The following is a 22976-nucleotide window of genomic DNA, read 5'->3' on the forward strand; positions in this document are numbered from 1 at the left end:
TAACGAGCATTCAGCCAAGCCGTTCAAGTGGACAAAGACCGCAGCGGCCATCATCAGCTCGGTACATATGGCAAAGCTGAGTGTGATGAAGAATAAGCTAATGAACTAACCGCTCGAGACACTAGCTTGGAACTCAACAGACTACAGAAATTGGTTTTGCGGGCACGCGCAGATTAATTCTGGTTGTTGAAAATGCTTGACAAGATCTTTGCGCGGACACGCTCCCCTAATACCTGGATGCCAGCCAGCACTTCAGGCCGACACGACCTCTCAAAAAAATCATCGCTCAATGCATATTGTTTTGTGCTTGATTGTTTTTGGCCGGTGTATTTTCAGGTCAATGGCTTAAAACATCCCCGCCTTTGTGAATTTCCTTCGCTGTTACCCCTCTACATGAAGACAGGCCTGCCTTGCTGGTCAGAAGGGCGTAGTAGACTACGCTGGTTTTATTTTTATCTGTCGGGGGATCCTATGTTAATCAGGTCATTAGCCGAGCTCGATCGTATACGTGACGAGTGCCGGTCCATGGTCACCAAGCGCTCGGCAGTTTCTGCAGGTGCGGCTGCAATCCCGATACCCGGGCTCGATATCGGTACCGATGTCGCATTGCTGGTTGAAATGCTGCCGGCTATCAACAGCAAATTCGGTTTGACCCCCCACCAGATCGAGCAGATGGACTCACGGTCCAAGCGCCTGATTGTGGTAGCGGTCACCGGGATTGGCAGTGAGGTGATCGGCAAATTCATCAGCCGAACGCTGGTCATGTCTCTGGTGCGCAAGATGGGCGCAAAAGTGGCAACCAAATCAGTGATTCGCTTTGTCCCGTTTGTAGGGCAGGCGGTGGCGGCAACCATCAGTTTTGGCGTGATGAAACTGGTCGGCAATGGCCATATCGAGGATTGCTATCAAGTGTGCCGCGAGGCCCTTCTGGCGCAGGCGAGGGAGTCCACGGTGATCGAAATTGGCCCTGAAACCGATGCCTGACACGTTTTGTTATCTTTGAAACCGAACCTGTGACGTGCACGACCCTCAAAGCTAAACGGTCGTGCAAAAAGCGGAGGACGTGATGAACGGTGTCAGATCCAGTCTGTTATTTCTATTGATGGGCGGCGTAGTTGCCTTCCAGGCACAGGCACAAACGTTTTCGAACCCTGGGGCCCGCCCAACACTTGCGGCCCATGCTGGGCTAATGGCGCAAAACACCTTGCCAGCCAACACGCCGCCTGCCAACAACGTCATCCGCCGCATCAATCCAAACAGCCGGCAAGGCACGGGGGCGTCCGTGCCAGGCGCAACAGGTCCCTCTACAGCTCCCACGCTGCGAACCCCTTCAATCGAGAACGGCAAGATCGGTAATGGTTATCCACGTAGCCAGACACCGCCAACGACCGTCAAGCCCACCGCGCCGTCGTTGCAGCCCAGAGACAAACCTCAATAGAACAAGGAATAGCTAATGTTGAGAAAAACCTTGCTGGCCACTGTGTGCGCCGCTTCGCTACTCAATATTGCGTTCACGGCCCATGCCGATGCGCAGAAGACGTTTACTTCCGAGTCTGGAACTGTCACCGCAACCCCGGTCGTCGAGGGGCTTGATCATCCTTGGGCATTGGCGTTTCTGCCCGATAAACAGGGCATGCTGGTCACCGAGCGGCCGGGAAATCTTCGCGTTGTGAGCCCTGATGGAAAGCTGTCTGCACCGGTATCCGGTGTCCCGCAGGTGTGGGCCAAAGGGCAGGGCGGCCTGCTCGATGTGGTGCTGTCGCCCAGTTTTGCAGAAGATCGCCTGGTGTATTTGTCTTACGCAGAAGGCGGTGAAGACGGTAAAGCAGGAACCACCGTCGGCCGCGGGCGCTTGTCGGAGGATTTGACCCGTTTGAGCAACTTTGAAGTGATCTTCCGCCAGGAGCCAAAACTCTCTACCGGTAATCACTTTGGCTCGCGCCTGGTGTTCGACCGGGACGGCTATCTGTTTATCGCCCTCGGGGAAAACAACCAGCGTCCGACATCCCAGGACCTGGACAAACTGCAGGGCAAAATTGCGCGCATTTTTCCTGACGGGCGCGTTCCCAACGACAACCCTTTTGTCGGCAACAAGGACGTGAGGCCAGAAATCTGGTCGTACGGCCATCGTAACCAGCAAGGCGCCGCCCTCAATCCCTGGACCGGCACCCTGTGGACTCACGAGCACGGACCAAAAGGGGGGGACGAAATCAACCTGATCGAGCGTGGTAAAAACTATGGCTGGCCGCTGGCTACCCACGGGATTGACTACTCGTCGAAACCTATCTCCGAAGCACAGGGCAAAACCGTCGAAGGTACTGTGGGGCCCCATCATGTCTGGGAGAAATCCCCCGGCATTAGCGGTATGGCCTTCTACGATTCAGACCGTTTCAAGCCCTGGCAGCACAATCTGTTTATTGGCGCACTTGCAGACAAAGACCTGATCCGGCTGCAGCTGAGAGATGGCAAGGTGGTGCATGAAGAGCGGCTGCTGGGAGATCTGAAGGCACGTATCCGCGACGTTCGCCAAGGTCCGGACGGCTATGTGTATGTACTGACCGACGAGGATGATGGCGTGCTGTATCGGGTAGGGTTGCAATAACACTCTATCAAGGCGGGAGCGGGCAAGCCCGTTCCCGCAATGACACTTATTCGCTCACGGCCTGCTTGATCTGCTTGGACGCAGACCAGATCCGGTAACGCACTTCGATGTCCTTGGGAACGTAGACCACGATGGGCAGTTTGCTGTTGTAGCGCAGCATGAAGCCATCACCGACCACCGGAACAAACTCGGGATGTGCCTTGCCTTCGGGGCAGGCCATCATCGTGCTCATGGGGCCGGTGACCTTGTTCAGGCGATACATCGGATAGCCCCAGCCCTTGAGGGTTTTTTCTTCCAGCTTGCCGCCCAGGCGCTGCTGGTTGCAGTCGACCTGTAATGTCTTGCCCGCAATGATCTGAACCTTGTAGTCGTCTTCATTTTTCTGTTTTGGCAGATTAATGACCTGGCGGCTAAAACCCGGTTCGGCTTTAGGGTAGGGGGCGACGTCTTCCAGTTTGGCTGCGTTGGCCACACTGCACAGCGTACTCAGGGAGAGTAATACGGCTGCGCTGATCACCAGTGGTTTCATGGTGCTTTCCTTAATTCAGAGCTGAAATGTACATCCAGAAGAGTTAAACAAGGTGTCTGGATCAAGCTCAGACAACCAATAGTGCATTAAAGTGCAAAACAGACCCCTTGGTGTGGATAGATTACTTCGCGCCAATGTCGAACTGCCAGTAAACTGCCTTTTTTCCTCCGAATCATTAATTTCCCGAGGTTTTGCATGACACTCAGTCCTCTTGCGGGCAAACCGGCCCCAGCTCAATTGCTGGTCGACATACCGCGACTGGTGACCGCTTATTACACCGGTCAACCCGATGCATCGATCGCCACCCAGCGTGTCGCCTTTGGTACATCCGGACACCGTGGCAGTTCGTTCGAGCTGAGCTTCAATGAGTGGCATGTATTGGCCATTAGCCAGGCCATATGCCTCTACCGTCAGATGAAGGGCATCAATGGTCCGTTGTTTGTCGGTATCGACACTCACGCGCTGTCGACTCCAGCGGGCGCCAGTGCCCTGGAAGTGTTTGCGGCCAATGGCGTCGAAACCATGATCGCCGCTGACGATGAGTACACGCCGACTCCGGCCATTTCTCACGCAATTATCTGCTACAACCGTGGCCGCACCACCGGCCTGGCAGATGGCGTAGTGATTACCCCGTCGCACAACCCGCCAGAAAGCGGTGGTTTCAAGTACAACCCGCCTAACGGTGGCCCGGCCGATACCGATGTCACCAAATGGATTGAAGCCAAGGCCAACGAACTGCTCGCGGCCAGATTGGCCGGGGTCAAGCGCATCAGTTACGAGCAGGCGCTCAAAGCCAGCACGACGCATCGCCATGACTACCTGAACACCTATGTTGCCGATCTGAAAAACGTGATCGACATGGACATCCTTCGCGGCGCCAACTTGCGCCTGGGCGTTGATCCCCTGGGTGGCGCAGGTGTGCATTACTGGTCCGCGATCGGCGAACACTACGGCTTGAATCTGGAAGTGGTGAACACCACGGTCGATCCGACTTTCCGCTTCATGTGCGTGGACTGGGATGGCCGGATCCGCATGGACCCGTCCTCCAGCTATGCCATGCAAGGTCTGATCGGGCTTAAAGAGCGTTTCGACGTGGCCTTCGCCTGTGACCCTGATCACGATCGCCACGGCATTGTCACGCCATCAGGCGGCCTGTTGGCGCCGAACAACTACCTGGCGGTGTCCATCGACTACCTGTTCCAGAATCGCCCGCAATGGCGCGCTGATGCTGCGGTGGGCAAGACCGTGGTCAGCAGTGGCCTGATTGACCGCGTAGCTGCACGCCTGGATCGCCGCTTGTATGAAGTGCCGGTGGGCTTCAAGTGGTTTGCCGATGGCCTGTTCGAAGGCTCGCTGGGCTTTGGCGGCGAAGAAAGTGCCGGTGCCTCGTTCTTGCGCCTGGACGGCAGCGTCTGGTCCACTGACAAGGATGGCCTGATTCCGTCGCTATTGGCCGCAGAGATGACGGCTCGTACAGGTCGCGATCCGTCCCAGCTGTACCAGAAAATGACCGAAGACCTCGGTCTTCCGTTCTCGACCCGGGTCGATGCCAAGGCAACCCCGCAGCAAAAAGCGCTGCTGGGCAAATTGTCACCTGATCAAGTCAAATCCACGCGCCTTGCCGGTGAAGACATTACCCGGATTCTCAGCCATGCCCCGGGCAACAATCAGGCAATCGGCGGGCTCAAGGTCATGACCGAAAACGGCTGGTTCGCTGCACGTCCTTCGGGCACTGAAGACATCTACAAAATCTACGCCGAGAGCTTTATCGGCGACGAGCACCTGAACCGCCTGGTTGAGGAAGCTCAAGTGCTGGTAGACACCGCCATCGCGTAACACCCGCAAAAAAAAGCCTGGCCCCGCAATGGGGCCAGGCTGCTTGAAGGACCAGGCTGGCAGGTATCAGCCTCTGGTACTGAGTTGCACCACTTGTTGCATGTTTTCGTTGCAGGCACGGGCCTGCTGGAGCATGGCTTCGAACGGCGCGCTCATGATCTCGTCATGACTCAACCAGCTGTGTTTTTGCGTGATGGAGTACTGGTAGCGGTATTTATCCTTGCTGCGTTTGCTGCTCAGTTCCATATCAAACCACGGTGAGTTCACCTTGCAGGACTTGATTTCCTTGCCGACCTTGGCGCCCGAAAGTGTGATGTCGTAGGTCAGTTTCTCTGGATCGGCCATGTACAGGTCAGCCAGTTGCCCGGTGCGGCGATAGTTCATCAAGCTGTCCCAGCGCTCGCTCATGAATGCCGGCTTGTAGATCTGCTGCCCGGACAGGTTCTCCAGTGCACGAAGGTTGGTCAGGGTGGCGTGTACCGTGTAACGCTCGGGCACCACAAAGCCGGTTTTATCCCGACTGATCTTGCAGTCAGTGATCTCTTTGCCAAAGTGGTTGCACAGGTTCAGGTCGGTAGCACTGACCCCCGAATCAGTGTCGGCGTAGCTGAGTTGCATCAGCGTCATCTGCCCCATTTCGACTTCAGCGGTGGTGCGAGCCTGGCCATCGCGATTGAAGTGCTCAAACTTCTTCACGTCCATGCTCAGGCTCGGTTGCTCTTCAGGGATGTAATCCTGGCGCACCTTGCCATCGGCATCGATGACCAGCGCCCAGCGATTCTGGATGTCAGGCATGCTGCGGCCCGGCAAGAACACGGGGTTGGTCGGATCAAGCCACCAGACCTGGCCATTGACTTCAGCCCGCACGATGGCGTGATTGGCTGAACTGGTACCAGGCAACAACAGGCCCAGCGGGTTGGTGCCCCGGCTGACCCAGGCTGTTTGGGCGGTGATGCCGCTGGCTTTCAACATGGCGGTCAGCAGTACCGAAAGGTCCTTGCAGTCGCCGTAGCCACGGTCTTCGATCTCGCCCAGGGTGAACGGCACGTAACCGCGATCAGTGGCGCGCCAGTCGCCCATGTAGCGGTATTGATCATGGATGTATTGCATCAGCCCGGATACTTGTTGGGCGGGCGGTAGACCCTTGAGCCCTGAAACGGTCTTGGCGGCGCTCGCAGGCAGCCCGGCAGTCACGATTTCGTTGTAGCGTTTGGCGAGGTTGCCAAAGTGATCCTGTACCTGGCTGGAACTGCCGATTTCAACCCGGGGCATCTGGCGGATGTAGGCGTTGCCGGCCTCATTGATGTAATTCACGAAGCGCGGTTTTTTCTGCTCGATCACGAGGGTCTTGTTGTCGGCAGACGGGGTGAACGTGAAGTCTTCCATCATCTCGCTGCGCCACACAATCGGCTGCTCGGCGGTAAACGTGCTTTTAAAGCCATCCGAGCGGGCAGGGGACGGGCCAAACGTCATGAGGTAATGGAAGTGGTCCATCAGCGGCTTGCCCACCGTATGCTCGCGTACGGTGTAGGAGAGCTCGGTACCAATGCGCAGGTTCGGGAAAGCAATCGAGGTCTGGCTGGCCCGCAGGAAACCTTTGTCCGGGTTAGGCGCCATGCGCGTGTCGATTTGGGATTGAGCCAGGGCCACCGGCTTGGCGCCGGGTTGTGTGGATTGAGCGTTGATGATTTCCAGTTGATCCGTTTCAGGGAAACTGAAGTCGATACGTGACAGCATCTCTCGGCCATTGTTGGTGAGGATGGTGTAACGGTAGGTCGTGGTGCAATCGGTGCTGGTGTCTTTGTTGAAATGGCAGGTTCTTTGCGTTTCGCCCGCCAGGGCAGCCTCTGACTCTGGTTGCAATGCCGCGAAAGCCGGCAGGCTGACGATCCCCAATGTTGCGCAAATCAATGATTTGCTGAAAGTAAAGCGGTGCATGAGCGCCTCAGGTTATTCCCTTAAAACAGCACCCTGCGACGTTTTAATGTTTTTGAAATGGTGTTGGAGGGTGCTGCGCGAGTAGCGGATGATAATCGATCGCAACTGTATTTTCTACATTGTCGAACAATTAACACCGCTGTAAGGCCCGCGCTAGAGCATTGCACCTGTGTTTTAAGCGGCAGGGAGAGGCTGGCAGACGTCAACCCACTGCGCGTTGACCAGGTCGGCCATGCGCGACGGGCAAATCTTTACGGCAGTGTGAGTGGCCCCGGCCGCGGGCATGACTTCAGTGAAGCTTTGCAGGGAAATGTCGCAGTAAACGGGCAATTCAGTCGCCAGCCCGAAAGGGCAGACGCCCCCCACAGGGTGGCTGGTGAGTGCGACGACCGTTTCGGCGTCCAGCATTTTGGCTTTGCTGCCCAGGGCGTCTTTTATTTTCTTGTTGTCGATGCGTGCATCACCCCGTGCCACCAGCAAAACATTGCGTTCGCCGACTCGAAAGGCCAGGGTTTTAGCAATTTGACCGGGCTCAACGCCATGGGCTTCGGCAGCCAGTGCGACCGTCGCCGTACTCGTGGTCAATTCGATGATGTGCAGGTCGGGGGCGTTGGCGTGAAAAAAGGCGCGTACGGATTCAAGGCTCATCGGGCTAGGCTCTTTGGGCAAAAGCCTGAATCTAGAGAAGCCGATGGCGCACTGTCAATGCGCCACCGGTGAAGGGGCGGTTAAATATCCAGAATGATCTTGCCGAAATGCTGGTTGGTTTCCTGGTACTTGAACGCCTCGACCATGTCGGTCAGAGGGAAGTGACGATCAATCACCGGGTGCATGCCGTTGGCATTGATCGCACGAACCATGTCTTGCTGCTGGCTGCGGCTGCCGACGAGTACCCCTTGCAGGCGAACTTGCTTGATCAGCATCGGTACAAAGTTCATCGCGCCGCTGACACCGCTGAGGATGCCAATGATCGAGATATGCCCGCCAACCCGAATGGCGATCATCGACTGCTCAAGGGTCGCAGGGCCGCCAACTTCAATGATGTGGTCGACACCGCGGCCACCGGTCAGGGCCAGGGCTGTCTCGCCCCAGAGCGGGTCTTTGCGGTAGTTGATGACATGGTCTGCGCCCATGGCTTTCAGGCGCTCCAGTTTCTCGTCGCTGGAGGAGGTGGCGATCACCGTGGCACCGGCCATTTTGGCGAATTGCAGGGCGAAAATCGAAACGCCACCCGTGCCTTGAATCAGCACCGTGTCACCCGGCTTGAGGGAGTCATCGGCCATCAACGCGCGCCACGCAGTCAGGCCTGCGGTGGTCAGGGTCGACGCCTCGGCGTGGCTCCAGCCGGTGGGTGCCAGGGTGAACGATGTAGCTTTGGCGGTCACTTGCTCGCGGGCATAACCGTCGATGCCATCGCCGGGTACGGTAACGAAACCTTCAACCAGCGGGGTTCCGGCGATCCATTCCGGGAAAAAGGTGCTGACCACCGAATCGCCGACCTTGAACTCGCTGACATCCGCGCCCACCGCAATCACTTCACCTGCACCATCGGCCATGGGAATGCGCTTTTCGCTGGGTCCCCACATACCGCTTACTACTGCAAAATCGTGATAGTTCAATGAGTTGGCGCGTAAACCTACAGTGATTTCACCACGGGCCGGCGCACTGACTTCGCTGCTGCCAACGACTACATTGTGATAACCGCCGCCAGGTTGGACGAAGATGGTTTTAGTGCTCATGGGATTTCCTCATGTTTTTACATTGCGCGAAATAACGAAATGTATAGGTAAAAATTACAACTCGATTTTCAGCCTAGCTGCAAAGTCATCGATCGCCTGTTCATTGCGTCGATAGTACGTCCACTTGCCAATGCGCGTAGTCAGGACAAAACCTGCTCGTTGCAAAATGGCCAGGTGCGCTGACGCCGTAGAAGGGGACAGCCCGGCCTTGTGCTGCAAATGGGTCACGCACACGCCAATCGCGGGATCACCGTGATCCTGAGGCGGGAAATTGCGGAGCGGGTCTTTGAGCCACTCCATCATTTGCATGCGAGTGTCATTACCCAAGGCTTTGAGTTGTTCAAGAATCATGAGGCTGATACTACGCTTTTTTCCGAAATGTTCAACCGGCGGTGATGCCATCGCGAGCAAGCCCGGTTCCCACGGGTCCGTGTTGTTATCTGACAGGGCAACTGTGGGAGCGGGCTTGCTCGCGATGCAGGCAATGGGTTTTACCTGAAGCACCGCTGTAATTAGGCTCCGTTCCCCAGTAAACACACCCCGCGACAACCGGCCGCACGTAGGGCGGATGTTTTGCAATTGCGGGATCAATCCTGTATTTGTTCCGCCATTGAGCCAAGGCTCGTCTGTTTTTTGAATCTGCCCATCAGGAACCATGATGCCTAACCAGTTCCCCGCCGTTCGTCCGCGCCGCCTGCGCCGCTCCCAGACCCTTCGCGACATGTTCCAGGAAACCGAATTCAGCCTGAACGACCTGGTGCTGCCGATTTTCGTCGAAGAAGAGATCGACGACTTCGTGCCCATCACCAGCATGCCTGGCGTAATGCGTATTCCTGAGTCGAAACTGGCCGGTGAAATCGAGCGTTATGCCCGTGCGGGCATCAAGTCGGTGATGCTGTTCGGTGTGTCTCACCATCTGGATGCCACCGGCAGCGATGCAATGCGTGAAGACGGGCTGGTGTCGCGCATGGTGCGCATCAGCAAGGATGCTGCGCCGGACATGATCGTCATGAGTGACACCTGCTTCTGCGAGTACACCTCCCATGGTCATTGCGGCGTGATGCACGACCACGGTGTCGACAATGACGCGACCCTGATCAACCTCGGTAAACAAGCTGTAGCGGCTGCCGCTGCCGGCGCGGACTTTATCTCGCCATCGGCCGCAATGGACGGCCAGGTGCAGGCTATCCGCAGCGCTCTGGATGGTGCCGGCTTTATCGATACCTCGATCATGGCGTACTCCACCAAGTTCGCCTCGGCACTCTACGGCCCGTTCCGTGAGGCGGGCGGCAGCGCCCTTACCGGCGATCGCAAGTCGTACCAGATGAACCCGATGAACCGCCGTGAAGCGATTCGCGAGTCCCTGCTGGACGAGCAAGAGGGCGCAGACGTGCTGATGGTCAAGCCTGCCGGTGCTTACCTCGACATCATTCGCGATATCCGCCAGGCCTCGCATCTGCCTTTGGCGGCGTATCAGGTCAGCGGTGAGTACGCGATGATCAAGTTCGGCGCTCAGGCGGGTGCCATCGACGAAGCACGTGTGGTGCGCGAAAGCCTGGGTTCGATCAAGCGCGCCGGTGCTGACATGATCCTGACTTACTTTGCAATGGATCTGGCCTTGCAGGGGATCTAAGCTGCAGGCGGCAAGTCGGGAGTCGATCGCGTTGCCCGGGCTTGCCGCCAACCCACAAAAGGAATTTACCCATGCCAGACGCTCGACTCGAACGAATCCTGATCACCAACGACGACGGCATCGACGCTCCGGGCCTTGCAGTGCTGGAGGAAGTGGCCCGCGAGTTGGCGGACGAAGTCTGGGTGGTCGCACCGGATCATGACCAAAGCGGTATTTCCACGGCCATCAGCATTCATCACCCGTTGCGCGTGACAAAGCGCGGTGAACGGCGCTTTTCGGTATCCGGGACACCTGCGGACTGTGTCGCAATGGCCTTGCAGCAGTTGATGGACAAACCACCGAAGCTGTTGCTCTCAGGTATCAACAAAGGCGCCAATCTGGGGGTAGAAACGCTGTTTTCCGGCACCGTTGGGGCCGCGATGACCGGTTTGCTGATGGGTGTTCCGTCCATAGCCTTGAGCCAGTACTTCACCCGTCGCAGTTTTGTACGCTGGGACACCGCTCGCGCCTTGGCCCCTGGTGTGATCCGGCAGTTGCTGGGCAAGGGCTGGGAGCAATCGGCGTGCCTGAACATCAATTTCCCGGACGTTCCGGCGGATGAAGCCGGGCCGATACAAATCACTCGCCAGGGTGCCGGCCGCATGGATGGGGTGGACGCGATAGAGCGAACCGATTTTCGTGAGGCCAGGTATTACTGGCTCAGTATCACTCGCCATCAGCACCCTGAAGCGGTTGACACCGAGACCCAGGTCGTGACGCAGGGCGGGGTTTCGGTCACGCCGCTGGAGTTTGATCGCACCGCCATTTCCCTGCGTGAGCAACTGCGTACAGCGCTTCAATCGATTTAAGCCCAATGCTCCGGGTCATCGACGATGGCCTGGTGCCCTTCAAGCACTTTCGGTATTTCCTGCTTGAGAAACTCGACCCAGGTTTTGACCTTGGCATCCAGAAACCGCCGGGAAGGGTAGAGCGCGTAGATGCTTTTTTCGTGCAGCCGATACTGCGGCAGCAGGCGTACCAAAGAACCGCGCTGATAAGAACTGACGGCCACGTAGTCGGGCAGCAGGCACACGCCAAGCCCGGCCTCGGCCGCTTGGGCCATTGCCTCGGCGACGTTCACCTGAAAGATGTTGCCGGGGCGGATGACTTGCTCGCCCTCAGCATCGCGAAAGGTCCAGCTGTCGGTAAACAGGGGGTCAACCAGGTGCAGGCAGCGGTGCTCGTGCAGATCGTCCGGGGTTTTCGGAACTTCCCGTCCCTTCAGGTAGGAGGGCGCGGCACTGATGACACTGAATATACTGCCCAGGGGTTGGCCGATCAGCTCCGAGTCCGGCAAGTTGGCAGACAGCGTAATCACAACGTCATGGCCTTCTTCGAGCAAGTCCGGCTGGCGTTGAGAAAGCGTCAGGTCGACATTGACCTGCGGATAGAGCTCTGTGTAGCGGGCCACCAGAGGTGCCAGCAGCTGGATGCCAAGCCCTGTGGTGGATTGCACCCGTAAATGCCCGCGGGGTATCAGGTGCGCCCCAGCCGCTTCGGCATTGGCGTCTTCGATTTCCCCCAGGATCATTCGGCAGCGCTCCAGGTAGCGTGCCCCTACCTCGGTCAGTGCCAGGCGTCGCGTGCTGCGCTGCAACAGCCGGGCTTGCAGCGAAGACTCCAGTTCAGACAGCAAGCGCGAGGTTTGCGCAGTGGAATATCCCAATACCTGCGCCGCAGCGGTGAAGCTGCCCGTTTCGACGACGCGCACGAACACGCGCATTGCCTGAAAAATATCCATCCTGATTATTACCCCACACGTAAGCGTGCTTTTTTGTGGTGGCAATAATTACACAGACCACGCGGGTATGCCTTCGTGAAATGGGTATTTTGCGAAGGCATCGTAAGACAATCCAACTGTTTTTTATAAAATATGTAAGATCATTCTTATAAAAGATTAAGAACAATCTTAAATTTAACATGAATCTCGGATATTGCTTTGTGGTCTGTCATTTTTGTCGTTCTATAAGCACTCATTTGCAATGAGTGCGAATTTCTCCTTGAGACAACCTGTAAAGCACGGACTTTTTCTGTGTGCGTGCACACCCGGCAGCCAGTTGACAACGCTAAGAAACAAGGTGGATTTACTTGAACCTCCGTCAGGATCTGCAACTTAAAAACATTAACGCCGAGATAGATTTCTTTGATTTGCTTCACTCGTTTTGGCAGCAAAAAAAGTTAATTGGTTTAACCATGGCAATAGTTGGGGCTCTAGCCTTTGGCTATGTTTCATTAACGCAACACGTCTATCGAACCAGTAGTGTGTTGCGTCCTGCAGCCGTTAATGAACTCGATGCCCTCAACCGTTCCGGGATCTACACACTGCCAGCTGCAGACGCCTTGCTTAAAGTTGGCGCGGCGCTCGAGTCCTATGAAAACCGGCTGAATTACTTCAAATCCCATCAGGACTTTTTCAAACCGCTGGAAAAGCAAGGGAGCACCCTTGAGCAGAGTTTTGAAGCATTCAGCCGTGACGCAATGACGGTGAGCCGGCCTGATCCGAACAAGGCAAGCGAATTGAGTCCGTTTATAAAAATGGAGCTTATTTACCCGGAAACTCTCAATGGCGTTGAGATTCTTAACGGCTTTGTTGAGTACGCAATTAATATTCGGCGACAGCAAATCAGTGCTGATCTCAAGATTATTATTAGTAATCGGCTTGGGGAGCTGGAAACAAAAATCAATTCTGCCCGTTCAAGCTATCACGTTCAAAAAGAAGGAAAAATCGCTGCGTTAGTCGAGTCGGACAAACTGAAGCGGGCAACCTTGGGTGATGAATTGAGCGCCTTGCGCATGCAGCTCAAAATTCAGCGAGATGCGCGCATCAATCAGCTGAATGAAGCGATTTCCATCGCAAAGACACTGGGCATCAAACATCCGACCACGCCCGCGGCAATGGCTGATGCAGCACAGGGGGCGTCTTCCAGGCTGGTACGTACTGAAATCACGTCCCAGGGTATTCCGCAGTACTTCATGGGCTCCGATGCCCTGGAGGCAGAGCGTGCCGTGTTACTCAAGCGAACAACGGACGATTTTACGGACTTGCGCGTTTCGCAGGTTCGTAAAGATATGCAACTGCTTGAGGTTAATCGCGAGGTCGAGTTGCTCGGTAAACGCTCAAATGAAGATGTGTTTCTCAAGGATATCGAACCTTTACGGGCCGAAGTCTACCGCCTTGAGAATCTGCACACTGACATGAGCAACCTGGGTCTGGTGAGTGTTGATCGCAAGGCCCAGGCTCCGCTTGATCCGATCAAGCCCAAAAAGGCACTGATAGTGGTACTGGGAGTGATGATGGGCCTGATGCTTGGCCTTATGATTGCGACCATTCGCTGCCTCATGAATCGCCGTCGGCAAATGATCTAGGCCAGTACCGCTACCGATTTGATCTGTGCCCAAAGCGACTGCCCGACACACAGCCCGAGCTGGTCCCGCGAGTAACGGGTTATCCGTGCCAGCAAGGCTGTACCGCCGGCATCAAGGCGTACCAGGACATGGGCCTGATTGTCAGCTGGGGTTTCGCCCACGACAGTCACACGCAGGCTATTGAGGATGCTGCTGTGCTCGCCAGGGCTCAGGCTCAGGCTGATGTCCCGTGCCTGGACCTTGACGCGTAACGTCTGGCCGATGGCCATTGAGGCATGGGCGACTCTCAACTGCTCGGTGCTGCCGGGCAATTGCAGGGTCAGCAGTTGATAGGGGTGGTTGTAATCACGGACCTTGCCTTCAATCACTACTCCGGCGTCATCCCCCCGTGCGAGGGGCAGATCCAGCCTGGCCAGGGTTTCGCCAATCGGGCCGCTGGCAAGTACCTTGCCCTCACTGAGCAGCACAATGTGGTCCGCCAGGCGCGCAACTTCATCCTGGGAGTGGCTGACGTACAGCACCGGGATATCCAGTTCGGCGTGCAAACGCTCCAGATAGGGCATGATTTCACCCTTGCGCTGGCTGTCCAGCGCGGCCAGGGGCTCGTCCATCAGCAGCAGCCTTGGACTTGTCAGCAGCGCCCGGGCGATGCCCACCCGTTGACGTTCACCTCCTGACAGATTGTTCGGTGCGCGCTCCAGCAGGTGGCTGATTCCCAGCAACTGTGTGGCGTGAGCCATATCAACCCGTTGTTCCTTGAGTGCAATGCGGCGCAGCCCGAACTCCAGGTTAGCCTGCACAGAGAGATGGGGAAACAGGCTTGCTTCTTGAAAGATATATCCCAGCGCCCGCTTGTGCACCGGGGCAAAGAAACCTGTCTGGCTGTCTTGCCAGACTTCATCGTTGATCTGCACATAGGCGTTGCTGGCACGCTCAAGCCCGGCAATACAGCGCAGGCAGGTGGTTTTGCCCGAGCCGGAATGACCATAGAGCGCGGTCACACCCTTGCCTGGCAGTTGCAGGGCCAGGTCCAGGGCAAAACCGGGATAACTGTGCTGCAGCCGAAGGTTGATCGAGGACATTTTCAGCTCCAGCCGGTTTGAGATTTGCGGCTTGAATACAGCGCCAGTAGCACCAGGAAAGAAAACACCACCATTGCGCCCGCCAGCCAGTGTGCCTGTGCGTATTCCAGCGCCTCGACGTGGTCGTAGATCTGCACCGAGACCACCCGGGTTTTTTCCGGGATGTTGCCGCCAATCATCAGCACCACACCAAACTCACCGACGGTATGGGCAAAGCCCAAAATCGCGGCGGTGATAAAGCCGGGCCTGGCCAAGGGCAAGATAACGGTGAAAAAGGTATCCCACCGATTTGCCCGCAGGGTGGCAGCCACTTCAAGCGGCCTTGGGCCAATGGCCGTGAATGCGTTCTGCAAAGGCTGTACGACAAAAGGCATGGAGTAAATCACCGAGCCAATCACCAGTCCGGCAAAACTGAAGGTCAGGGTGCCGAGCCCCAGGAATTGGGTGAATTGCCCGATGTAGCCGTGGGGCCCCATCGTCAGCAGCAGGTAAAAGCCAATGACGGTGGGCGGCAACACCAGAGGCAGTGCCACGATCGCCCCGATGGGGCCACGCAACCGTGACCGGGTATGCGCCAGCCACAGTGCGATGGGAGTGCCGACAATCAGCAAGATAACAGTGGTCAATGACGCCAGTTGCAGGGTCAGCCAGATCGCAGCAAAGTCAGCACTCGTGAGCGGCATTTAGAGATGGTAACCGTAGGATTGGATGATGGCAGTGGCTTTGGGACTTTTCAGGTAGTCAGCCAGGGCCTTGGCGGCAGGGTTGTTCTCGCCTTTTTTGAGGATAACCGCATCCTGCCGGATCGGGTCATGCATCACCTCGGGGACTATCCAGGCAGAGCCGCTGCTGACTTTGCCGTCTTTGTAGATCTGCGACAAGGCGACAAAACCCAGTTCGGCATTACCCGTGGAAACAAACTGATAAGCCTGGGTGATGTTCTGGCCTTCAACGATCTTGGTTTTGACTTTATCCGTCAGCCCTAACTTGGCCAGTACCTGAGTGGCCGCCAGCCCGTAGGGCGCAGCCTTCGGGTTGGCGATGGACAAGTGTTTGAACTGATTGGCCAACAATGCTTTGTCAGTGCCATCAATGTAACCCTCTTTGGCCGACCACAGTGCCAGGGTGCCAATCGCATAGGTAAAGCGCGAGCCGGGGACGATATCGCCTTCTTTTTCAAGCTTCTCTGGCGTGGTGTCATCGGCTGCTAAAAACACCTCGAATGGCGCACCATTTTTGATCTGGGTATAGAACTGTCCGGTGGCGCCGTAAGCTGCAATCAATGTGTGCCCGGTGTCTTTCTCAAAATCCCTGGCAATGGCCTGGATCGGCGCCGTGAAATTGGCGGCCACTGCAACCTGCACCTCATCCGCCTGGACAGAGGTGAATGCAAGGCACCCGATCAATGCTGCCAGCGCTGTGGGAATAAAGGGGCGGGCACGAACATTCATGACAAAACTCCATTAGAGACGGGGGGGCAGCCCATGGTTATCAAATTGTTTTGGGCGCTGGAAAGATATCCGCTATATAAAAATATATACAGCGCTTTATAAGGTCCTGCGGCAAGGGGAGGACTGCGGGGTCTGAAAAGCGGCTTAGCCAGCCTGGCGCAGGGTGATATTGATCCGCTGTTCACCCAATAACGAATGGTGTCCGGGTTTGATGGGCATCACGCCGTGAAAGCGCAATCGATCGACACCTCCCCACACCATGATGTCGCCGTGGAACAGAGAAATACGCTGGCTCGGGTCGCTTCGCTCAAACCCGCCGAACTGAAAAATTGCTGGCAGCCCCAAGGAAATCGACACGATGGGCGCACTGAACGAGCGCTCGTTCTTGTCCTGATGCAGCGACATCCTGGCGCCCGGGGCATAGGCGTTGATAAGGCAGGCATCGGGTACGAAGCCCTCGAAACCTGCAGTGTTGGCTGCAGCCTCGGCCAGTGCCAGGAAGACACCCGGCATGTCCGGCCAAGGACAGGCGTTCAGGGGGTCGACAGGGCTGTAGCGGTAACCATCGCGATCAGTCGTCCATCCCAAATCACCGCAACTGCTCAAACGGGCGGACATGGTAAAACCGCCAGGTGTCTGCATCTGGCGCAAGGGTGATTGGAGCAAGACTGAATCGATGGCCGTCAGCAGCTCTTTGATTGCGGGCAGGGCAAACCCGCGAAGCACAAACGCCTGGTCGCTGATGCGCTCGACACGGGCGGGCTGTTGCAGGTCCTGCTCGGCAAACAAGTCCATGGACTTTAGAGCGCCTTGCTTGCCTTGATATCGGTGATGACATCGTCGGCATCGCTGTGGATCTTCTCAAGTGCTTCGCGGGCTTCAGTTTCCGAGCCAGTCTGAAGCTGGGCAAACTCGAAGCGGCGTTCGCCATTGAGTTTGTACTTGATGACGTACTTGGTGGTTTGCACGGTAATTCCTGCCTTGGTTTAGCGAAGTTTGGAGCTGGAGCGACGCACGATTTTAATGGTCGGCTGGAAGCTCGGCTTGCGGGTTACGCTGATTGCCCGGCTGGTGACGGTGTCAATGGTGATGTTCCAGAAACCGGTGCTCGGTGCAGTGATTCTGGCCGGAAAATCTTTGAACGCGCCGCCGTGGTAGGAGTGGCGCCCACCGTTCTTGAAGCTGCGAAAGTGCGCATCGCTCATCAGGCGGATGTTGCAAGGTTGGGAGCACTCGATGACTACAATGTCATCCTCGTTGAGGTGCTCACGCTGGTGAATAAATTTCATTTGGGCTCCAGAATGGGAATCTGCTTAAAAATCAGCACGATAGCATGTGCTTTAGTCCAGTCAGGGGGCTAAAGCCGAGTATTATGCCGTGATGCAGGTGAGTTTGACGTAAAACGTGGATAATCCGCCACTATTGAGTATTTATTCACTATGCCCAGGGAGAAATCCTGAATTTCTGCTGTCGTAGGGTCTTTAACGGAGAATGTATATGAAGTGGGGCGTACTAGCGGTGGTGCTGGCTTTGGGTGGTTGTGCATCCGTCACGGATATTGAGCAGACTCTTCCCACCATGAGTGTGATTTCTGGCAAGAAGCCTGATGCTTACGCTCAATGCCTGGTGCAGCAACTGTCCAACACGCGCAGGGCACCACAGATAGAACCGCACAAGGAAGGATTTCGAATCATCGTCCCGCAAAAGCTGACGTCTAATCCTACTGCGGTCATTGATATCGAAGAACGCTCCGGTGGTAGCAGCATCAAGGTCTACGAAAGCATGTCGAATGTGCCGGTTCGACCGGGCGACATCCGCAAGGCCGCTACACACTGTATTTCAGGCGAGTGAGCGGGCGTTTCAGTCAGCGCTCCACAGCCCCCCGAACCTGACAACTGCCTTGCGCGGTGTCAGGTTTTTTTTCGCCTCGCGTTCGGATCAGGCTCAACTCAATGTTGTGAGGGGCAGGGAAGTCTCCTAGGCTCTACGTGCTTATATTTTGTAGGCCTAAGCTTATAACAATAATGGAGTGGCCATGATTCCACTTAAACCAACGCTTCTTGGCAGCCTGATGTTGCTCGTCTTCACCCACGCTCAGGCGGCGCAGCCGCCCCCAAACATCTACCTGCAAGGTGGAGCCCAGCCGGGCGCTACCGCCTGCGTGGCATGCCACGGGGCAGATGGCATGGGGCTTGCGCCAGCCGGTTTTCCGCGACTAGCCGGTATTTCTGCCGACTACCTGAGCAAGCAGTTGCACGATTTTCAAAGCGGCAAACGGGTCAGTCCCGTGATGCAACCGCTGGCCAAGGCGCTGACCGACCAGGAAATAACCGCTGTCACCACTGCCATCGCGGCCATGCCAGCACCTGAAGTGCCTGCCATCAATCGCAGCAGCATGCCCACGTCCCTGGGCGAAAAACTGGCCCTGCGCGGCGCCTGGGATCGGCAGATCCCTGAGTGTGTCAGTTGTCATGGGCCTGGCGGGGTGGGGGTGGGGAGTGCTTTCCCGCCATTGGCCAATCAACCTGCGATGTACCTGACGGCGCAGTTGAATGCGTGGCGAGAGGGCACCCGGCACAATGATCCCAATGACTTGATGGGCCATATCGCCAAGGCCATGACCGAGGATGAAATCAAGGCGGTGTCCGAGTATTTCGCCAATGTGGGTCACAAGGAGGTTTCCCCATGAAAATGCTGACGCCAGTGTGTGCCATTTCGATCTTCCTGAGCTCCGGGGCTTATGCCGCGACCATTGCGATGGAAGACCAGTCCCAGATTCAGACACCCGCCACAGCCGATCAGGCTACGGTCTATTTTCAACCGCCACTGCAAAGTGAATTGCCGGACAACGCCTACGGCAAAATGGTCCTGGACGGCTACGCCCTGTTTGTCGACACGAAACGCCAGGCACCGCAATTTGTGGGCAACGGGCTTAACTGCACCAATTGCCACCTGGACCAGGGCCGCATGGCCAATTCGGCACCACTCTGGGGCGCTTACCCCATGTACCCGGCGTACCGAAAGAAGAACGACAAGGTCAACACCTTTGCCGAGCGCTTGCAGGGGTGTTTTCAATTCAGCATGAACGGTGGCACGCCTCCAGCGGCCGACAGTAGAGAGATCACTGCGCTGTCGACCTATGCCTACTGGCTTTCGACCAAGGCTCCTACGGGAGTTGAGTTGCCTGGCCGCGGATACCCGGACGTACCCGAGCCTGAAGGGGGTTACAACCTGACGCGCGGTGCGGCGGTGTACAAGGATCAATGTGCCATTTGCCACGGTGACAGCGGACAAGGGCAGAAATCGGGAGGGGACTACGTAATGCCGCCGCTGTGGGGCAAAGATTCATACAACTGGGGGGCGGGCATGCACCGGATCAATACCGCTGCCTCGTTCATCAAACACAATATGCCGCTGGGCAAGGCCAACAGCTTGAGTGACCAACAAGCCTGGGATGTGGCGGCGTATGTAAACACCCACGAACGGCCGCAGGATCCGCGGTTGGTTGAAGGATCAGTGGAAAAAACCCGGGTCAAGTTTCACGCCAATGACGGCGTCAATGCTTATGGCCAAACCATTAATGGGGTGTTGATCGGTCAAGGCGTCAAGTAATCCCTGAATGCCGCTAAAGCCACGGGCTTTAGCGGCATCAGCCGAGCCTTGTCGGCAAGCTATTTGCAAGCCACCACGATATTTCGGCTGTTGAAATTACCGACGTCGACGCCCAGTGTCTTGTCGCGCTCTTTGACTGCAGGCGAGCCATCAGTGCCAATGATGGTATAGCCGGTGCCGGCACAAGAGGCTTCCGCTTTCTCGTAGCACTTGGCCCACGACATGGCTTCGCCAGAGCAGTCTATGCTCAACCCTTGCTTGCCGTCGGCCAGGTAGGTATTGGACGCTGTGGCACAACCGCCCAATGTAACCAGTACGAGTAATGTCAGAATGTTTTTCATCGAGGTAGTGTTATCACGTCAGTAGGATTAGTTTGATTTGTTGCGTCGGCGAGCAGGTGGGGCAGGCTGGTCCTGGAAAACCGAGGCAACTTCAGAGGCAACCTGTTGCGAGTCAAATGGACCTGCAACGTTTGCACCGGATGCATTAAACACGCACCACTCGCCCTTTTCGTTGGGCTTGATTTCATAACCATTGACGCTGATTGTTGCGGACATCGAAGAACTGCCTGATTGCCTGGATTAATGGCCTGATGATAGCGCAAGCGCAACACGGGTGTTGCTAAACACGACCGACCAACACTCAAAATCAAAGGCAAAGGAACTAACGCTCAAAATATTTATCTAGGTTGGCATCAGTTTGCTATCGAGAGGCATTGTAACGTCGATGCCGCCTGATTAGACTGCGCCAAAATTGGAACGTACAGCCCTTTAAAGGACTCATATGATCAAGAAATGCTTGTTCCCAGCAGCCGGTTACGGCACTCGCTTTTTGCCAGCGACAAAGGCCATGCCTAAAGAAATGCTGCCGGTGGTGAACAAGCCACTGATCCAGTACGGGGTTGAAGAAGCACTGGACGCTGGCTTGACTGAAATTTCCATCGTAACGGGCCGTGGCAAGCGCGCTCTGGAAGACCACTTTGACATCAGCTACGAGCTGGAAAACCAGATCAAGGGCACTGACAAAGAAAAGTACCTGGTGGGTATCCGTCGTCTGCTGAGCGAGTGTTCGTTCTCTTACACTCGTCAAACCGAAATGAAAGGCCTGGGTCATGCGATTCTGACCGGTCGCCCACTGATCGGCGACGAACCCTTTGCCGTAGTACTGGCGGACGACTTGTGCGTCAACCTGGAAGGCGACGGCGTCCTGACGCAGATGGTCAAGCTGTACAACCAGTACCGCTGCACCATCATCGCCATCCAGGAAGTTGATCCTGCAGAGACCAACAAGTACGGCGTGATCGCTGGCGACCTGATTGGTGATGACCTGTACCGCGTGCGCAACATGGTTGAAAAACCGGCACCTGAAGATGCACCGTCGAACCTGGCGATCATCGGTCGTTACATCCTGACCCCGGACATCTTCGATCTGATCAAACAGACCGAGCCAGGCAAAGGCGGTGAAATCCAGATCACCGACGCCCTGATGAAACAGGCGCAAAACGGTTGCGTGATCGCGTACAAATTCAAAGGCCAACGCTTTGACTGCGGCGGCGCTGAAGGCTACATCGAAGCAACCAACTTCTGCTTCGAAAACTTCTACAAAACCGGCAAGGCTTACTAATTAGCGCCGAGTTGTAGAGAGCTTCAAGAGAAAGCCACCCTCGGGTGGCTTTTTCGTTTTTTTGCCTTCGGCAAGCTGCGGCGCTGGTCAATCGCGCCGAAGTGATTATGCTGATGGCCTGCCTGGGAGATAGAAATGGCCTACGAATTTGATCTGTTTGTGATTGGTGCGGGTTCTGGCGGTGTACGCGCGGCCCGTTTTGCTGCAGGTTTCGGCGCGAAAGTAGCCGTAGCCGAAAGCCGCTATTTGGGCGGGACATGCGTCAACGTGGGGTGCGTACCTAAAAAGCTGCTGGTTTACGGTGCGCATTTTGCTGAAGATTTTGAACAGGCTTCAGGTTTTGGCTGGAGCCTGGGAGAGGCGAACTTTGATTGGGCGACCCTGATTGCCAACAAGGACCGAGAAATCCATCGCCTGAACGGCATTTACCGCAACTTGCTGGTGAACAGCGGCGTCACCTTGATGGAAGGTCACGCCAAACTGACCGGGCCGAACGAAGTTGAAGTCAATGGTCAGAGCCACACCGCCAAACATATTCTGATCGCCACCGGTGGCTGGCCGCAGATCCCCGAGATCCCGGGCCATGAGCACGCGATCAGCTCCAACGAAGCGTTCTTTCTCAAAGAGTTGCCCAAGCGTGTACTGGTCGTGGGCGGGGGGTATATCGCCGTTGAGTTCGCGGGGATTTTCCACGGCCTGGGGGCCAAAACCTCCTTGCTGTATCGCGGTGAAATGTTCCTGCGCGGTTTTGACGGTGCGGTGCGCAAGCATTTGCACGAAGAGCTGACCAAGCGCGGGATGGATGTTCAGTTCAACGCCGATATCGAGCGTATCGACAAGCAGCCTGACGGCAGCCTCAAGGCCACGCTCAAAGACGGTCGTGAGCTGGTCGCCGATTGTATTTTCTACGCCACGGGCCGTCGTCCGATGCTCGATAACCTGGGCCTGGAGAACACCGGGGTCAAACTCGACAAGCGCGGCTTCGTTGAAGTGGACGATCTGTACCAGAGTGGCGAACCGTCGATTCTGGCTATCGGAGATGTTATCGGTCGCGTGCAACTGACCCCGGTGGCACTCGCTGAAGGCATGGCCGTGGCACGCCGCCTGTTCAAGCCTGAGCAATATCGCCCGGTGGATTACCAAATGATCCCGACAGCGGTGTTCAGCCTGCCCAACATAGGCACAGTGGGCCTGAGCGAAGAGCAGGCGGTTGAAGCCGGGCACAAGGTGCAGATTTTCGAGAGCAGCTTCCGCCCCATGAAACTGACCCTGACCGAATGCCAGGAACGTACGCTGATGAAGCTGGTGGTCGATGCCGACACCGACAAGGTGCTGGGTTGCCACATGGTTGGCCCAGAGGCGGGAGAGATCGTGCAGGGACTGGCGATTGCCTTGAAGGCGGGGGCGACCAAACAGCACTTTGACGAAACCATCGGGGTACACCCGACGGCCGCCGAAGAGTTTGTGACCATGCGTACACCGGTTAAACGCTAAATCCCCTGGCAGCGACTACGGGTTTAGCGTTA

At 56.4% G+C, this 22976-nt stretch carries 26 protein-coding genes; 12 read left to right on the forward strand and 14 right to left on the reverse strand.

Features of this window, described 5'->3' with window-relative positions:
* The first annotated feature begins 525 nt into the window (after window positions 1-525).
* From AC19YQ_RS19095 to AC19YQ_RS19105, 3 genes are all read left to right on the forward strand, one after another.
* Window positions 526-984: a hypothetical protein gene (locus AC19YQ_RS19095; RefSeq protein ID WP_257622878.1), complete on the forward strand. Its 459-nt coding sequence runs from the start codon at window positions 526-528 to the stop codon at window positions 982-984.
* An 82-nt stretch (window positions 985-1066) separates the two neighbouring features.
* Window positions 1067-1438 (forward strand): hypothetical protein, encoded by a 372-nt coding sequence (locus AC19YQ_RS19100; protein WP_500595675.1) that lies wholly within the window; start codon window positions 1067-1069, stop codon window positions 1436-1438.
* Window positions 1439-1453: 15 nt separating this feature from the next.
* Window positions 1454-2602, forward strand: coding sequence for a PQQ-dependent sugar dehydrogenase (locus tag AC19YQ_RS19105; protein WP_339476200.1), 1149 nt, complete (start codon window positions 1454-1456; stop codon window positions 2600-2602).
* Between the two features lie 46 nt (window positions 2603-2648).
* On the opposite strand, the gene eco is transcribed toward AC19YQ_RS19105, so the two are convergent.
* Complete coding sequence (gene eco / locus AC19YQ_RS19110) at window positions 2649-3131, reverse strand: serine protease inhibitor ecotin (protein WP_133078057.1); 483 nt, start codon at window positions 3129-3131, stop codon at window positions 2649-2651.
* Window positions 3132-3326: 195 nt separating this feature from the next.
* Between eco and pgm the strand changes: the two genes are divergently transcribed.
* Window positions 3327-4967, forward strand: coding sequence for a phosphoglucomutase (alpha-D-glucose-1,6-bisphosphate-dependent) (gene pgm / locus AC19YQ_RS19115; RefSeq protein ID WP_219261855.1), 1641 nt, complete (start codon window positions 3327-3329; stop codon window positions 4965-4967).
* A 66-nt stretch (window positions 4968-5033) separates the two neighbouring features.
* Here the strand turns inward: pgm and AC19YQ_RS19120 are convergent, their stop codons facing one another.
* From AC19YQ_RS19120 to AC19YQ_RS19135, 4 genes are all read right to left on the reverse strand, one after another.
* Window positions 5034-6905 carry a DUF3857 domain-containing transglutaminase family protein gene (locus AC19YQ_RS19120; protein WP_326397914.1) on the reverse strand — a complete coding sequence of 624 codons (1872 nt, stop codon included), beginning with the start codon at window positions 6903-6905 and terminating at the stop codon, window positions 5034-5036.
* A 174-nt stretch (window positions 6906-7079) separates the two neighbouring features.
* Window positions 7080-7553, reverse strand: coding sequence for a YbaK/EbsC family protein (locus tag AC19YQ_RS19125; protein ID WP_500595676.1), 474 nt, complete (start codon window positions 7551-7553; stop codon window positions 7080-7082).
* A gap of 80 nt (window positions 7554-7633) precedes the next feature.
* Window positions 7634-8644, reverse strand: coding sequence for a zinc-dependent alcohol dehydrogenase family protein (locus tag AC19YQ_RS19130; protein WP_219261858.1), 1011 nt, complete (start codon window positions 8642-8644; stop codon window positions 7634-7636).
* A gap of 54 nt (window positions 8645-8698) precedes the next feature.
* The gene (locus AC19YQ_RS19135; protein ID WP_133078106.1) at window positions 8699-8995 is read right to left on the reverse strand and encodes an ArsR/SmtB family transcription factor; all 297 of its coding nucleotides are present in this window, start codon (window positions 8993-8995) and stop codon (window positions 8699-8701) included.
* 307 nt (window positions 8996-9302) lie between these two features.
* Between AC19YQ_RS19135 and hemB the strand changes: the two genes are divergently transcribed.
* Entirely contained in the window at window positions 9303-10277 is a 975-nt protein-coding gene (hemB, locus tag AC19YQ_RS19140; protein ID WP_133078062.1) for a porphobilinogen synthase, read from the forward strand.
* 71 nt (window positions 10278-10348) lie between these two features.
* A complete protein-coding gene (gene surE / locus AC19YQ_RS19145; protein WP_133078063.1) occupies window positions 10349-11125 on the forward strand; it encodes a 5'/3'-nucleotidase SurE in 777 nt (258 codons plus the stop codon).
* On the opposite strand, the gene AC19YQ_RS19150 is transcribed toward surE, so the two are convergent.
* Window positions 11122-12057, reverse strand: a complete 936-nt coding sequence (locus AC19YQ_RS19150; RefSeq protein ID WP_133078064.1) for a LysR family transcriptional regulator — start codon at window positions 12055-12057, stop codon at window positions 11122-11124. The genes surE and AC19YQ_RS19150 overlap by 4 nt on opposite strands.
* A 347-nt stretch (window positions 12058-12404) precedes the next feature.
* On the opposite strand from AC19YQ_RS19150, the gene AC19YQ_RS19155 reads away from it, so the two are divergent.
* Window positions 12405-13682, forward strand: a complete 1278-nt coding sequence (locus AC19YQ_RS19155; RefSeq protein WP_500595677.1) for a GNVR domain-containing protein — start codon at window positions 12405-12407, stop codon at window positions 13680-13682.
* Here the strand turns inward: AC19YQ_RS19155 and modC are convergent.
* The 6 genes from modC to AC19YQ_RS19185 form a co-directional block, all read right to left on the reverse strand.
* A complete protein-coding gene (gene modC / locus AC19YQ_RS19160; protein WP_500595679.1) occupies window positions 13679-14764 on the reverse strand; it encodes a molybdenum ABC transporter ATP-binding protein in 1086 nt (361 codons plus the stop codon). The two genes, AC19YQ_RS19155 and modC, sit on opposite strands and share 4 nt — an antisense overlap.
* 2 nt (window positions 14765-14766) lie before the next feature.
* Complete coding sequence (gene modB, locus AC19YQ_RS19165) at window positions 14767-15447, reverse strand: molybdate ABC transporter permease subunit (protein WP_019822781.1); 681 nt, start codon at window positions 15445-15447, stop codon at window positions 14767-14769.
* Entirely contained in the window at window positions 15448-16215 is a 768-nt protein-coding gene (modA, locus tag AC19YQ_RS19170; protein ID WP_326426907.1) for a molybdate ABC transporter substrate-binding protein, read from the reverse strand.
* Between the two features lie 144 nt (window positions 16216-16359).
* Window positions 16360-17010: a DNA oxidative demethylase AlkB gene (gene alkB, locus AC19YQ_RS19175; protein ID WP_133078067.1), complete on the reverse strand. Its 651-nt coding sequence runs from the start codon at window positions 17008-17010 to the stop codon at window positions 16360-16362.
* 5 nt (window positions 17011-17015) lie between these two features.
* On the reverse strand, window positions 17016-17183 hold the full coding sequence (locus tag AC19YQ_RS19180; RefSeq protein ID WP_219261862.1) for a hypothetical protein: 168 nt from the start codon (window positions 17181-17183) through the stop codon (window positions 17016-17018).
* Window positions 17184-17201: 18 nt separating this feature from the next.
* Window positions 17202-17504 carry a DUF1883 domain-containing protein gene (locus AC19YQ_RS19185; RefSeq protein ID WP_003445729.1) on the reverse strand — a complete coding sequence of 101 codons (303 nt, stop codon included), beginning with the start codon at window positions 17502-17504 and terminating at the stop codon, window positions 17202-17204.
* Window positions 17505-17712: 208 nt separating this feature from the next.
* Between AC19YQ_RS19185 and AC19YQ_RS19190 the strand changes: the two genes are divergently transcribed.
* The 3 genes from AC19YQ_RS19190 to AC19YQ_RS19200 all read left to right on the forward strand — a co-directional run bounded on the left by AC19YQ_RS19190 (window position 17713) and on the right by AC19YQ_RS19200 (window position 19827).
* Complete coding sequence (locus AC19YQ_RS19190; RefSeq protein ID WP_133078068.1) at window positions 17713-18066, forward strand: hypothetical protein; 354 nt, start codon at window positions 17713-17715, stop codon at window positions 18064-18066.
* Between the two features lie 184 nt (window positions 18067-18250).
* Window positions 18251-18904 carry a c-type cytochrome gene (locus tag AC19YQ_RS19195; RefSeq protein ID WP_219261863.1) on the forward strand — a complete coding sequence of 218 codons (654 nt, stop codon included), beginning with the start codon at window positions 18251-18253 and terminating at the stop codon, window positions 18902-18904.
* The gene (locus AC19YQ_RS19200) at window positions 18901-19827 is read left to right on the forward strand and encodes a c-type cytochrome (protein WP_133078070.1); all 927 of its coding nucleotides are present in this window, start codon (window positions 18901-18903) and stop codon (window positions 19825-19827) included. The genes AC19YQ_RS19195 and AC19YQ_RS19200 overlap by 4 nt, the downstream gene beginning before the upstream one ends.
* A 59-nt stretch (window positions 19828-19886) precedes the next feature.
* On the opposite strand, the gene AC19YQ_RS19205 is transcribed toward AC19YQ_RS19200, so the two are convergent.
* Entirely contained in the window at window positions 19887-20168 is a 282-nt protein-coding gene (locus AC19YQ_RS19205) for a hypothetical protein (RefSeq protein WP_133078071.1), read from the reverse strand.
* A gap of 27 nt (window positions 20169-20195) precedes the next feature.
* A complete protein-coding gene (locus AC19YQ_RS19210; protein WP_500595680.1) occupies window positions 20196-20384 on the reverse strand; it encodes a hypothetical protein in 189 nt (62 codons plus the stop codon).
* Window positions 20385-20610: 226 nt separating this feature from the next.
* On the opposite strand from AC19YQ_RS19210, the gene galU reads away from it, so the two are divergent.
* Both galU and gorA read left to right on the forward strand, forming a co-directional pair.
* Complete coding sequence (gene galU, locus AC19YQ_RS19215; protein ID WP_095029362.1) at window positions 20611-21450, forward strand: UTP--glucose-1-phosphate uridylyltransferase GalU; 840 nt, start codon at window positions 20611-20613, stop codon at window positions 21448-21450.
* Window positions 21451-21585: 135 nt separating this feature from the next.
* On the forward strand, window positions 21586-22944 hold the full coding sequence (gorA, locus tag AC19YQ_RS19220; RefSeq protein ID WP_500595682.1) for a glutathione-disulfide reductase: 1359 nt from the start codon (window positions 21586-21588) through the stop codon (window positions 22942-22944).
* Window positions 22945-22976 lie beyond the last annotated feature (32 nt).

The sequence above is a fragment of the Pseudomonas sp. MF06569 genome, assembly GCF_059862735.1.